The organism is Vibrio sp. MMG023, from assembly GCF_021654215.1.
Lineage (GTDB): Bacteria > Pseudomonadota > Gammaproteobacteria > Enterobacterales > Vibrionaceae > Vibrio > Vibrio jasicida.
Map to the genome: position 1 here is coordinate 299,095 of NZ_JAKFZP010000006.1, position 13,819 is coordinate 312,913.

12 protein-coding genes are annotated in these 13,819 nt (G+C 44.2%); 4 read left to right on the forward strand and 8 right to left on the reverse strand.

Features of this window, described 5'->3' with window-relative positions; translation table 11 throughout:
* Positions 1-258: 258 nt before the first annotated feature.
* The 3 genes from glpX (at position 259) to L1076_RS20075 (ending at position 2,511) form a co-directional block, all read left to right on the forward strand.
* A complete protein-coding gene (gene glpX, locus L1076_RS20065; RefSeq protein WP_237304326.1) occupies positions 259-1,266 on the forward strand; it encodes a class II fructose-bisphosphatase in 1,008 nt (335 codons plus the stop codon).
* 147 nt (positions 1,267-1,413) lie between these two features.
* Complete coding sequence (locus L1076_RS20070; RefSeq protein WP_237304327.1) at positions 1,414-2,028, forward strand: metalloregulator ArsR/SmtB family transcription factor; 615 nt, start codon at positions 1,414-1,416, stop codon at positions 2,026-2,028.
* Positions 2,029-2,148: 120 nt separating this feature from the next.
* Positions 2,149-2,511: a DUF3135 domain-containing protein gene (locus L1076_RS20075; protein WP_104027632.1), complete on the forward strand. Its 363-nt coding sequence runs from the start codon at positions 2,149-2,151 to the stop codon at positions 2,509-2,511.
* A 58-nt stretch (positions 2,512-2,569) separates the two neighbouring features.
* Here the strand turns inward: L1076_RS20075 and L1076_RS20080 are convergent, their stop codons facing one another.
* Both L1076_RS20080 and L1076_RS20085 read right to left on the reverse strand, forming a co-directional pair.
* Complete coding sequence (locus tag L1076_RS20080) at positions 2,570-2,992, reverse strand: DUF805 domain-containing protein (protein WP_237304328.1); 423 nt, start codon at positions 2,990-2,992, stop codon at positions 2,570-2,572.
* A 63-nt stretch (positions 2,993-3,055) separates the two neighbouring features.
* Positions 3,056-3,403 (reverse strand): 5-carboxymethyl-2-hydroxymuconate isomerase, encoded by a 348-nt coding sequence (locus tag L1076_RS20085; protein WP_237304329.1) that lies wholly within the window; start codon positions 3,401-3,403, stop codon positions 3,056-3,058.
* Positions 3,404-3,918: 515 nt separating this feature from the next.
* Here L1076_RS20085 and tpiA point away from each other — a divergent pair.
* Positions 3,919-4,689 (forward strand): triose-phosphate isomerase, encoded by a 771-nt coding sequence (gene tpiA / locus L1076_RS20090; RefSeq protein WP_038864880.1) that lies wholly within the window; start codon positions 3,919-3,921, stop codon positions 4,687-4,689.
* Between the two features lie 113 nt (positions 4,690-4,802).
* Here the strand turns inward: tpiA and L1076_RS20095 are convergent, their stop codons facing one another.
* The 6 genes from L1076_RS20095 to L1076_RS20120 all read right to left on the reverse strand — a co-directional run bounded on the left by L1076_RS20095 (position 4,803) and on the right by L1076_RS20120 (position 13,808).
* Positions 4,803-5,807: an NAD-dependent epimerase gene (locus tag L1076_RS20095; protein WP_237304330.1), complete on the reverse strand. Its 1,005-nt coding sequence runs from the start codon at positions 5,805-5,807 to the stop codon at positions 4,803-4,805.
* A 65-nt stretch (positions 5,808-5,872) separates the two neighbouring features.
* Positions 5,873-7,039 (reverse strand): nucleotide sugar dehydrogenase, encoded by a 1,167-nt coding sequence (locus tag L1076_RS20100; RefSeq protein ID WP_237304331.1) that lies wholly within the window; start codon positions 7,037-7,039, stop codon positions 5,873-5,875.
* Between the two features lie 148 nt (positions 7,040-7,187).
* On the reverse strand, positions 7,188-9,287 hold the full coding sequence (locus L1076_RS20105; RefSeq protein WP_237304332.1) for a YjbH domain-containing protein: 2,100 nt from the start codon (positions 9,285-9,287) through the stop codon (positions 7,188-7,190).
* A 166-nt stretch (positions 9,288-9,453) separates the two neighbouring features.
* A complete protein-coding gene (locus L1076_RS20110) occupies positions 9,454-11,442 on the reverse strand; it encodes a nucleoside-diphosphate sugar epimerase/dehydratase (protein ID WP_237304333.1) in 1,989 nt (662 codons plus the stop codon).
* Between the two features lie 403 nt (positions 11,443-11,845).
* Entirely contained in the window at positions 11,846-13,021 is a 1,176-nt protein-coding gene (locus tag L1076_RS20115; RefSeq protein ID WP_237304334.1) for a DegT/DnrJ/EryC1/StrS aminotransferase family protein, read from the reverse strand.
* Positions 13,014-13,808 (reverse strand): formyltransferase family protein, encoded by a 795-nt coding sequence (locus L1076_RS20120; RefSeq protein WP_237304335.1) that lies wholly within the window; start codon positions 13,806-13,808, stop codon positions 13,014-13,016. Before L1076_RS20120 ends, L1076_RS20115 begins: the two co-directional genes overlap by 8 nt.
* Positions 13,809-13,819 lie beyond the last annotated feature (11 nt).

Sequence of the window (13,819 nt, forward strand, 5' to 3'; positions counted from 1 at the left end):
TGAGAAACACTTACTATATTCGATATTTTGCATCATTCGGTTAAAAAATCGGCGCAATCTCACTAAACGCTGACTTTTCTTATCCTAGAAGCATTTTTGAGCAATGTATTTTCCCATCACTACCCCATAAACTCACCCAAGTATTGATCAAATTCAACTTAGTTAAAGTAAAAGCTCAGCAAAAAGGCAAACGTTTAACTGACGATGTGATAAAATCGCCGCGCAAATTATTCTTCCCTCTTGTTACTTGGAGACATCATGAAACGCGATTTAGCAATGGCATTTTCCCGTGTTACTGAAGGTGCCGCTTTGGCTGGTTACAAATGGCTTGGCCGTGGCGACAAAAACGCAGCGGATGGTGCTGCTGTTGAAGTAATGCGCACCCTGCTGAACAAAACAGACATCAGTGGTGAAATCGTTATTGGTGAAGGTGAAATCGATGATGCACCGATGCTGTACATCGGTGAACAAGTGGGTATTGGTGGCGACGAAGTCGATATCGCTGTAGACCCGATCGAAGGTACTCGCATGACCGCAATGGGTCAATCTAACGCACTAGCAGTATTGGCAGCGGGTGAGAAAGGCAGCTTCCTTAAAGCACCAGACATGTACATGGAAAAACTGGTTGTCGGTCCTAGCGCTAAAGGTGTTATCGACCTAGGTAAGCCACTTAAAGAAAACCTAGAAAACGTAGCAAAAGCACTGAATAAACCTCTTGATACGCTAGTCGTTATTACGCTTGCGAAGCCTCGTCACGATGAAGTGATCGCAGAGATGCAAGCAATGGGCGTTCGCGTATTCGCTGTACCAGACGGTGATGTAGCCGCTTCAATCCTAACTTGTATGCCAGACAGTGAAGTCGACATGATGTACTGCATCGGTGGTGCACCAGAGGGCGTGGTATCGGCAGCGGTGATTCGTGCACTAGACGGTGACATGCATGGTCGTCTTCTTCCTCGTCATGAAGTAAAAGGCGATACGGAAGAAAACCGCATCTACGGCTCAGCAGAGCTACAACGCTGTGAAGAGATGGGTGTAAAAGCGAATGTTGTATTGAAGATGGAAGACATGGCGCGCAGCGACAACGTAGTCTTCTCTGCAACGGGGATTACTAAAGGTGACCTGCTAGAAGGCATCTCTCGCCAAGGTAATATCGCAACAACAGAAACCCTATTGATTCGCGGTCGTTGTCGTACTATTCGTCGAATCAAATCTACGCACTACCTAGAGCGTAAAGACCCAGAAGTTCGCGATATTATTCTTTAATCTCGACGTATATTGATTCCCCAAGGGTTGGCTAAGTGCCAACCCTTTTTATTTGTGATTCAACAAATCCACACACAAATTAAGTCAACACTTTTCTTTACTAACCCTATCGCGCATAATATGTACTGACGTATAAATGGTGGGTATATGAAGACCGTAGATAGGATTTTGCAAATCGTTAAGCGTGATGGCTCTGTCACAGCGAAACAACTCTCTTCTGAACTGGGTATGACAACCATGGGTGCGCGTCAGCATCTGCAAGGTTTGGAAGATGACGGCATCCTGTCGATTTATGATGTAAAAGTCAAAGTGGGTCGCCCTGCCCGCCATTGGTCTCTGACCCAAAAAGGTCACGAGCAGTTTGCAGATCGCCATGGTGAGTTGACCATTCAGTTTATCGAAGCCGTAGAGCACATCTTCGGTAAAGATGGGTTGGAAAAAGTCACGTCAGAGCGTGAAAAGCTCACTCTACAAAACTATCAACAGCATCTAGAGCAGTGTGACTCTCTAGAGAGCAAACTAAAGACATTGGTTACTCTGCGTGAACAAGAAGGCTACATGGCAGAACTAGAACAAGATGAACATGGTTTTATCCTCATCGAAAACCACTGCCCTATTTGCAAAGCCGCGACTCGCTGCCCAAGCTTGTGCCAATCTGAGCTCAACGTCTTCCAGTCACTTCTCGGCAGTGACACAAAAATAAAGCGCGATGAGCACATCATCAGTGGCCAGCGTCGCTGCGTGTACCGCATTCAAGCCTAGTATTTCGACTCTCTTCCACTTTATTATGAACATACGCTCTTATTAATGAGACGATGTTGTAATTCTTTCTATCTCCGTTTCTGCATGGATTAAGCTTTTAGTAACTAGGAGCAACATCCAATGGATTTGGAGATAGCCATGCCAAGCACCCACAAACCACAAGTTTTACCCTCATTCGATGAAATGGTAAAAATGGCGGAACGCGATCCCGAAGCCTTTGAGCAGTTCCGTCATGATATGGCAAAAGAGATGATCGAAGGTGCCTCAGAGCAGATGCAGCCAAGGTTATGGGCGCAACAAAGCCATATAGACAGAGTCATCCATAACTGTAAAAACCCCAATCACACTAATGTCGTGTTGATGAATGAACTACAGAAACAAGTCGTAAAATTCAGAGAGGCATTACAGGGAGAACCTTCACCAACTCAAAAAGCTGATGTAGTTGAGTTGAAAGCATTTAAAGATAGGGATGATTTTTACTAAGGAATAGGAATAAGGCTCTAGAATCCTAGAACCTTATTTAAAGCCTAGAGAGCTATACTTACTTCGGCTCAGAACCGTAGTTGTTCTGACCCACAGTGCCTTTCAAGAAACCACACTCCACCAGAATCCACAGACCACAGATCAGAGAAATCGAAGCGATCATCATTTGCGGTGTCGAGGGGTCTTGTGCTGCTGGGTTAGTCATTGGCGTTGCAACTCGCCCAATGATCAACGGGATATTCAACGCTAGCCAGTAAATCGACTTGTTACGGTCATGCCAGCGCTTAGTAGTGATCGCCAAATCTGGGATAAGAAGAATTAGCAGGAAGATAGGCAAAAGAATATAAGAGAACGCAGGGAATAACTTACTGATGCCAGCACCGAAGCCCAAGATCATGATGTAGTAGATGATATTCCACACCCAGTAAGTTTTACGGCCTATACGGCCCTGGAAAGAAAACAGTAATTCTTTAATCGACATCGAAACACTCAACATATTGAAAGTGCGACAACTCCTTGGCCGCACTACGTAAATCTAGTGTGTCTAATTTACCACCTTCTGGAAGCAATCAATATCCATATCTCGAACATTCACAGTCAAACTGCGAACATGGCTCGCTTGTTCTTGCAACACCACCATCAGTGCTCTTGATAATTCCCGCTTCTGTTCTGAGCTTCTTCCTGCGAGCAAATCAAAGTTGATATGGATGAAGTCAACACTATCGCCCTCTTCCCCTACCAGCCAGTTGTGGTAACGAAGCGCACGAGATTTGACGGACGCCAACTCGAACAAACCACTGTCTAAAGTCACTTTGTGTAGGTCTTCTAATAGGCCTTGAACATTCACACGCTCATCGACCGAGTTGGAATATTCTAAAACTAAGTTTGGCATTTTGATTCCTTTCTTATTACGGCTAACTTTTAACCCGTAGTAATACCAATCTAAGCGGCAATTTCCGAGGAATGGACTATCATTCTGTCTACGCGATCACCAATCGATTGCTTTTGACAAAATGGATAGACCCAACTGACCTCAAGATACAGGGTCCAGAGCGTTGTCATTGATTCCCTGTTTACCGAAAAAGCAAGCTAGGAAAACAACGCAACATCGGTTCAATGACACGCTCCCGAAGGGCGAACTGTCATGGTCTGCATACTTTGTTAACAATTTTTAACTTAGAACCACTAGATCTTCAAATTGTTGCCTCGCCTGCAAACCAAGCCATTCTCGCTGAACCTAGCATCTCGAGGTTACTTGGGTATAGAACAAATGCAGCACCGACCAGATGAAGAAAGCCGAATAAGACATGACGCCAATCATGATCTGTTCACATTATTCTGTTATATTCCTACGTAGATTTTTTACATTAATAGACTATTTACATTAAAGATAAGGGAGATATTCCTATGCGTCGTCCTGTAGTGATGGGTAACTGGAAACTAAACGGTAGCAAAGCAATGGTAACTGAGCTGCTAGCTGGTATTAACGCTGAACTTGAAGGCGTTGAAGGTGTTGACGTAGCAGTAGCTCCACCAGCTCTTTACATCGGTCTAGCTGAGTGTGTAATCGCAGAAGGTGATAACAAAGTTATCCTAGGCGCACAAAACACTGACCTAAACAACAGCGGTGCTTTCACTGGCGACATGTCTCCAGAAATGCTGAAAGACTTCGGTGCTTCTCACATCATCATCGGTCACTCAGAGCGTCGTGAATACCACAACGAATCTGACGAGTTCATCGCGAAGAAATTCAACTTCCTAAAAGAAAACGGTCTAACGCCTGTTTTCTGTATCGGTGAATCTGAAGCTCAAAACGAAGCTGGCGAAACTGAAGCAGTATGTGCACGTCAAATCAACGCAGTTATCGACACTTACGGTGTTGAAGCTCTAAACGGCGCAATCATCGCTTACGAACCAATCTGGGCTATCGGTACTGGTAAAGCAGCAACAGCTGAAGATGCACAACGCATCCACGCTTCTATCCGCGCACTGATCGCAGCGAAAGACGAAGCAGTTGCAGCACAAGTAATCATCCAATACGGCGGCTCTGTTAAACCAGAAAACGCTGAAGCTTACTTCTCACAACCAGACATCGACGGTGCTCTAGTTGGCGGCGCTTCTCTAGACGCTAAGAGCTTCGTAGCTATCGCTAAAGCAGCGGCAGCAGCTAAAGCTTAATTTCGCTTTTTACTAGCAGAAATAACAAAGGGATGCATCACGCATCCCTTTTTGTTTTGATTAGTATGAGATTAGAAACTTAGGGGCTTGTTTTTAGAACCCTAATCTCGACTTTATTTTCCGTAGAACTCTTTGTACCAAGTCACAAACTCAGCAACGCCCTCTTTGACTGTTACTTTTGGTTTGTAACCCGTTGCAGCAAACAGATCTTCTGTATCTGCATAGGTTTGATAAACGTCACCTGGTTGCATCTCACGGAAGTTTTTCTTCGCTTCAATACCAAGCTCATCTTCAATCGCTTTAACAAAGTCCATAAGATTGATTGGAGAGCCGTGACCAATGTTGTAAACCGAGTATGGCGCAGAACTGCTTGCCGGAGTTCCCTCCTCTACCGTCCAGTCATCATTGCGAACTGGAAGCACATCTGCAATACGAACCACACCTTCAACAATGTCATCCACATGAGTAAAGTCACGCCACATATCACCATTATTGTTGATATCGATAGTGTCACCATCAAGGATCTTCTTAGTGAAAATAAATGGTGCCATATCAGGTCGGCCCCAAGAGCCATAGACAGTAAAGAAACGAAGACCTGTCGTTGGAATATCGTATAAGTGCGAGTAGCTATGAGCCATCAACTCGTTAGACTTTTTAGTCGCTGCGTATAGCGATACTGGGTGATCAACACTGTCAGACGTCGCAAATGGCACCTTGGCATTCAAACCATAAACGGAACTCGAAGAAGCATAAACCAAATGGCCTACCTTATTTTGGCGACAACCTTCAAGAATGTTTAAGTGGCCCACCAAGTTTGAATCTGCATAAGCATGTGGGTTCTCTAGTGAATAGCGAACACCAGCTTGGGCTGCAAGGTGAATAACTCGATCGAATTTTTCCGCCGTAAACAACTGTTCCATTGCGGCACGATCAGCAATGTCTACATTAACAAACTTAAACAGTGGGTTTTCAATGCGTTCTAATCGAGCATGTTTCAAGTTTACATCGTAGTAGTCATTTAGGTTGTCGATCCCGACAACTTCATGTCCGGCAGCGTTAAGTTTTTCTGCCGTCGCACTGCCAATGAAACCTGCAGCGCCAGTCACTAAATATTTCATATTCTAAAGTCCTAATGAAAGAAAAAGCCAGTCAATAACGACTGGCTTACAGGATTAAATTCTTATCAATCGCTACCAAAAAGATCTCGTGTGTATACTTTCTCAGCAACATCTGCGAGTTCTTCCACCATGCGGTTGGAGACTATTACATCTGCTTCTTGCTTAAATTCAGCGAGATCTTTGATTACACGTGAATGGAAAAACTCTTCTTCTTGAAGTACTGGCTCGTATACCACAACCTCAATACCTTTCGCCTTGATGCGCTTCATGATGCCTTGAATAGAAGAGGCACGGAAATTGTCAGAACCCGCCTTCATTATCAAACGATATACACCTACAACTTTTGGTTGGCGGCTAATAATCGAGTCTGCTATGAAGTCTTTACGAGTGCGGTTTGCATCCACAATCGCACCAATGATGTTATTTGGCACTTCTTGGTAGTTCGCAAGCAACTGCTTAGTGTCTTTTGGAAGACAATAACCACCGTAACCAAATGATGGGTTGTTGTAGTGATTACCAATACGAGGATCTAACCCCACACCTTCAATTATCTGACGAGCATCCAGACCGTGAGCTTCTGCGTAAGAATCCAGCTCGTTAAAGTACGCTACGCGCATTGCAAGATAAGTGTTAGAGAACAGCTTAACTGCTTCTGCTTCTGTTGAATCAGTAAAGAGAACTTGAATATCTTCTTTTACAGCCCCTTCAACAAGTAAACCAGCGAACGTTTCTGCGCGTTCACTGCGTTCACCGACGATAATACGAGAAGGGTGCAGGTTGTCATAAAGCGCCTTCCCTTCACGAAGGAACTCTGGAGAGAACATGACGTTCTCACAATTCAATTCTTCTTTAATACGCGCGGTATAACCTACAGGAACTGTAGACTTAATTACCATTACGGCTTCTGGGTTAATTGCCATTACATCTTTAATCACAGCTTCTACTGATGCCGTGTTAAAGTAGTTGGTTTGCGGGTCGTAATCTGTAGGTGTTGCGATAACAACAAATTCAGCACCTTTGTAAGCAAGCTCTTTATCTAAAGTCGCGACAAAATTTAGCTCTTTAGTTGCTAGAAAACGTTCAATCTCAGCATCTACAATTGGAGATTGTTTGTTGTTTAACATCTCCACTTTGTCTTCGATGATGTCTACAGCAACTACTTCATGATTCTGAGCCAAAAGCATGGCGTTTGACAGACCTACGTATCCTGTACCTGCAACTGCAATTTTCATTCTTTTATCCCATATATAAAACTGGCGTAAGAATACCAAAACATCGCAGTGTGCGGTAGAAGTAGGTGCTTTTTAGCTCTTTTTTTACGCCGAAGTTACGTACACAACAAAAAAGCGGCCGTTTGGCCGCTTTTCACGTCGATTGTAGTTAATCTAACTGGGTACTGAGGTATCTCAAATAAGCATTGCGCATACGAATTTTGTTCTCTTCAAAGTAATCACTACCGTAACGACCTCGGTTGAAGTAGCGGCGCAGCATGCTGTTATCCATCACCAGTTCATCCCCTTGTCCTGTACTTAAGAAGTTTTGGTCATTACCAACTCGCGTCGAAACATTAAAGTCGTACGCTTCATTACCACGAACCTGAAGTAAGCTAGGAGACATATCACGCCAAGGTGTCAGAGGTAGTTTCACCGCAACAGTAACGAACTGCTCTTCATCGGTATCATTAAACTTCGTCACTTGGTAGCTCGCAGAAACTTCAATGTCCTCAAACCAATGTGAGGTAGTGAACTTCGCGCCGACATCCCCTTTCCAAAACTCACCCGCGGTCGCATTAAACTGCCAATCCCATTCCGGCATACTAAAGGTATAACGAGTTAGAAACGTTTGGCGATCTGGGTTCGCATAACCATTGTTGTCTTTCTCATCCATGTGCTGGAAATAGCTCATCTCTAGACCAAGAGCATGAGCACCAGATGGAGAGAACCAAGCAGATTCACTGCGAGCACCGACATAATCGGTTTTCACCAGACCTAACGATACTTGGTTAGCAACATCCACATATGGCAAGCGGAAGAATTGATGAACCATGGCACGGTCAATTTCGTTTTCGTAGGCGCTATCTTCAAAATAACCACCCTCTTCAAAATCGTCGCTTTCTGCTAATGGCAGGATATGGCGAATATCAACAGCAGCACCAGACCACAAGAAGGTATAAAGGTTGCTCGACATCGCAAACGAGTAATCATAAACACCAAACTCAGTCGCAACACCATGGCGTACCATTGGCGATAACACCAATTGTGAGTCTAAAGCTCCACTGTTTACGCGCTCTGTTTTCCACTCCACCAACTCAAGCTTGTCAGATAGACTCTTGGTACTGAATTGGATGTCATCACATGCCGCAGAACCATTCACAAAACTCTGGTAACAAGTCGCATCCGTTTGCACACTCACCACTGGTTTCTGGTTTGCCAATAGCATTAACTCTACACGATCAGAGCTTAAGCCCATTTCTTGTGCAGAGTTCGAACCGAAGTGACTTGAAATGATCCCCATCGCGACACCTAAACCATCCATCTGGTTGTGATTGTATCGGCGGTTCTCTAGAGCTACGACAACCGACTGGTTTAAGGTGCCAACTTGAATATTCACAAAACCTTCGTTGCGCAGTGCACTTACCAAAGCAGAGATTGACGCATTATCAGCTTTGCTTTGCTCTAGAGAGAGCTTTTCCATCAGTGACATATTGTTACGAGCATAGTCACGAGAACGGGTGTAATCGGTGATGAGCGGAATAGATAGTGCAGCATTCCACATATTCTGCTCATCCGTTTCATGACCAGAGTAAATTTGGTAGCTCAAGGAAGCCGTCATATCATAAGGTAGCAGTTCCTGTGGCGTGAACACTTTCACCGATGAGTTGAACTCGACAGCATCGTATTCCCCAGTAAGCTGAACAAAATCAAATGGCTGATATTCAATACCACCAAATGGACCGTCCATAACGCCTAACGGGATATCAGATTGACCATAACCCGCAGAAATTCGCACAGGAACAGCATTAAATGTGTAATCAGCAACGGCATATTTGGTGCTGAAACGGTTTCCCGAGCCACCCAAATCTTGGACACCGAGAGCTAAATCAACATTATCTAAGCTCAAAAAATTGGGTAACTGATACTTAAAAGAGAATGAAAGGTCTCGAATATCGCCACAATCATCGAAACAATTTGACGTATAATCATCGGTGACAATCCGCCCCTGCGCTTCCAACCCTTCCAAAACGCCAAAGGAAAATTTGAGAGAATCAAAATCTTGGATTTCGGTGTTATATGGCAGCCCCTGAGCATACGTGAAAGAGAAGTCCCCATATTCCAAAGATTGAGCATTGGGCGTTAACGTTAGTCCCGTAAAACTCTGATTAGAAGGGAGCGTTTTTAAGCCTTCTGCTGCAATAGGCGCACTCATAAAGAGCGGTAGCGATAGTGCTGCAATCCGTTTTTTAATTATTTTCTGTGCCATCAGTTTTGCCACTGTTAAAGTCATGAATACACAAAAAGGCACCGCTTTGGTGCCTTTTAACTTTTGTCATTTCGTTGCTGATGATGATTGGAATCTAGTCGTTCCCTCTCAAGCCATCATCAACAAACAATTAATTTTCGTATTATTTATTATCACTACGAAAGCATCAAGTTTCAGCTGCATTACTTTGCTTTGGCTCAAAGTTAAACAAAGTTGCTGTTCTGGAGGTTTGCTTCCAGACCAAATCTTCAATGCCATCGACAGGGTTGAAGCCGGTCGGTGCTTCAAGCAACAAACGACGAATCACTTCATGTTGGAAGTTATGGCAAGCCACATCCAATTTATCAATTAGCGTTTCGTATTCCTTCATTGGCAAGAAGTCTTCTTGCGCGGTCATGATTCGGCTGTGAGCGGTTTCAGAAACATTATCATCACCAATCAGCAACTCTTCATACAGCTTCTCGCCGGGTCTTAAGCCTGTGTACTTGATCTCAATGTCCCCTTCTGGATTGGCTTCATCTTTGACTTCCAAACCCGATAGGTGGATTAAGTTCTTCGCTAGGTCGACGATTTTTACTGGCGAGCCCATATCAAGCACAAAGACGTCGCCACCTCTGCCCATCGCCCCAGCTTGAATCACAAGCTGTGCGGCTTCTGGAATCGTCATAAAGTATCGAGTGATGTCTTTGTGAGTCACCGTGATTGGTTCACGGTTAGCAATTTGTTTTTTGAAAACCGGTACAACCGAACCTGATGAACCCAAAACATTACCGAACCTCACCATACAAAAGCGAGTGCCTAGGTTTGGGTTGTTCTCTCGAATGCGGTTTTGTTGCTCTGCCAGCGCTTGTAAGCCTAGCTCCGCCATTCGCTTGGTTGTGCCCATCACATTAGTAGGACGAACCGCTTTATCAGTAGAGATTAAAACGAAATTTTTCACGCCTGCATCAATGGCAGCTAAAGCCGTATAGTAAGTACCAAATACGTTGTTACGTACACCTTCTACGACATTGTATTCAACAAGCGGGACGTGCTTGTATGCGGCAGCGTGATAAACCGTGTCGACCTCAAACGCCTTCATGGTGGTTTCGAGGCGGTTTTGTCTTTGTACCGACCCAACCAAAGGGACAACCACAATGTTTAGTTTTCTATCTTTAACGATTTGGCTCAGCTCAATATGTATCTGGTATAGAGCAAATTCAGATAACTCAAACAAGACCAGTGCTTTCGGGGAGTAATTTAAAATTTGTCGACAAAGCTCTGAGCCGATAGAGCCACCAGCCCCCGTTACCATAACGGTTTGGTCTTTGATGTTTGATTCCATCAATACTTGCTGAGGTTGAACCGCGTCTCGACCTAACAAATCACCAATTGGGACTTCTTTTAGTTCATCGATTTTTGCTTTACCGGTTAAGATATCGCGCATATCTGGCACAGTCTGAATCTCAACAGGCAGTTTAGAAATGTTATCCAATACTTCTTTACGACGTTTATTTGAAGCACTTGGGATTGCCAGTAGAATCTGTTTCACGTCGTATTTTTTGATCGCTTTCGGTGCACTTTCTACCGTGTAAACAAAGTGTCCCATCAAGGTAGTGTTATAGAGTGTTTTGTCCTCATCAACAAAACCAATCACACGATGCGTCTCTGATTGGCGCAGCGCGAACGCCAATTCACGGCCTGCACTACCAGCACCATAAATCAGCACTGGTGTTCCCACTTTATGCACTGATTGGGCAACTAAACTTCGCACGACCAAACGACTGCTACCGACGCCAATAGCCAGAAAGGCCGCATAAATAAACGGGACAGAGCGAGGTAACTCAGCATGGAAGGCAAAAGCAAACGTTGCCGCGCACATCGCAGAAAGAATGGTGCCTAAACCAACAACCGCCAGCACATGAAAGCCTAGATAGCGTAGTACCGCTCGATATAAGCCTAAAGCCGCAAAAATCGTTAACGTAATCGCGATAGTAGAATAAAGCACATACTGGCTTGCTGTATCTGGTAGGTGAGTAAACTCTCCAATTCTGGTCCAGTACGCCATTAAAAACGCACTGGAAATAATGAAAAAGTCTACTACCGCACTAATGACACGTTTTTTATAGCGTGGTAACGACCAAATGACGTTTAATTTGGAATTGTGTTCAATCATGACGAAGAATAAGCCTCATTACCCCAGATTTATTAGTAAGAGTTGGTGGTAATGTTTTTTGTTGAATTTATACAGCCGCTGAACAAACATTATACAACTCAGTGACTATTAATAGAACACTCGGATGCATAATAATTAGCAACGTCGCGTTGAGTTCGCAACGCAATGCAACAAAGGAACGGTACTCCTTGTCCCTTCGCAAAATTACGGCGCACAGAAGGCGCCGCAGGGGTTAGTTCTAGGTTCTAGGTTCTAGGTTCTAGGTTCTAGGTTCTAGGTTCTAGGTTCTAGGTTCTAGGTTCTAGGTTCTAGGTTCTAGGTTCTAGGTTCTAGGTTCTAGGTTCTAGGTTCTAGGTTCTAGGAGGAGAGTAAAAGCACTCTCATTAGATTTGCAAATCAATATTTAGCGCTGAGCTTCTAGAAGCACTTCTCGGATCACTTGAGCCGTTTTAGACACTTCTTCAGCCGTTAAGGTTGGATGCACAAGGAACATCAAGCTTGTTTCGCCTAAAGCCACGACATTGCTCAATCGCTGCTTTGGTCGCCAAGGTGTATTGTCAAACGCCTTCTCTAGGTACACTTCTGAGCAACTGCCTTGGTAAGCTGGCACACCGCGCTCAACGATGGTTTCTACGATGCGATCTCGTGTCCACCCTTCTACAAGGTTCTGATGCTCTACAAACAAATAGTGTTTGTATGCTGCATGCTCACTATATTCCGGCACTTCAACTCGGCGAACCACGCTTAGGTCTGCAACCGCTTCATCAATTTGTGCTGCATTCGCTTGGCGCTGCGCTGTCCATGCTGGCATACGAGCAAGCTGGATACGGCCAATCACAGCTTGCAGCTCTGTCATGCGCCAGTTAGTGCCGAAAGATTCGTGTAACCAACGAAAGCCCGGTGGATGTTCGCGATTGTAAATCGCATCAAAGCTTTTACCGTGATCTTTGTACGACCACATGGTTGACCACAATGTCTTATCATTGGTTGTCACCATGCCGCCTTCGCCGCCTGTCGTCATGATCTTATCTTGGCAGAAAGACCAAGCACCAATGTGACCAATAGTCCCAACACTGCGGCCTTTGTATTTCGCGCCATGTGCTTGAGCACAATCTTCAATTACGTAAAAACCGTGCTGCTGCGACAGCGCCATAATGGCATCCATCTCTGCTGGCATACCAGCAAGGTGCACCACAATCACCGCTTTTGTTTTTGGCGTAAGTACCGCTTGTATCGATTCCGCCGTAATCGCTTGGCTGTTTAGGTCTACATCCGCAAAAACGGGTGCAGCACCGGAAGTCACAATTGACGAAGCGGAAGCAAGGAACGTTCTTGGGGTGGTAATCACTTCATCACCCTGGCCAACGCCCAAGGCTTTCAATGCCACGTCGAGTGCAAGCGTGCCGTTACCAAGGGCAATCGCGTATTCGCAACCAGCCCATGCAGCGAACTCTTGTTCGAACTCACGACACTCGTTGCCTGTCCAGTAGTTGACTTTGTTTGACAGTAGCACACGGCTCACTGCATCAGCCTCTTCTTGCGTAAAAGAAGGCCATGGAGAAAATGGTGTATTAAGCATTGTGTTTTCCAAAAACGTTACTAACGTTACCGTCTACTAATGTGCTAAGAATGTTACTATCGACCAAACTGTATTTATTTCCATCAATCGTGATATAAGCGCCATCATATGGCGGAAACCAAAAGGCTCTGATTTTCCTTGCTATATCATCGCCAGGCTTTATTTCCTTCATTTGCTCCATTTCTGATCGCGAGACATAAGTACCTCCAATATTTGGCACTGTATCCAACCGACTAGTTTTCGACGTCGAGATTTTATCTACTGTCTTTTTAAAAAGTTCAAATAAGTACTCTTGCGAGCTCGCCTCTAAACTTTTAACTGTTTCAGTTTCTTTACAAATGGGAAATTTTAAAACTTCTATAATTTCCCCAGTGTCTATATTCTCATCGACATAATGAGCTGTCATTCCCCAAGCTTCCAAGCCATCTAAGATCGCCAAGTTGTAACCCGCGGTTCCTTTATAATCAGGTAATGGAGCAGGATGGAAGTTGATGGTTCCAAACTTAGGCATGGATATAAATTCATCTTTTAGTTTACGCCAAAAGAGCATTGATATACCTAGATCAAACTTCAGTTCTTGATTCTTCAATTTAGATAAAGCTTCGTCGAAACAGAACAAAGGTATATTAGATTCATGTGCTAATTCAGCTGTTGGTGAAGCTTCTAAATGAGAGTCAGTTATAACACCAACAACAATATATCTCTCACTATTTAGTAAATATTGCAAACTTCGTTTTGCAACATCTTTCCTTCCCATAAAGAGAACTTTTATTTTATTATCACTCATATTAGCCAACC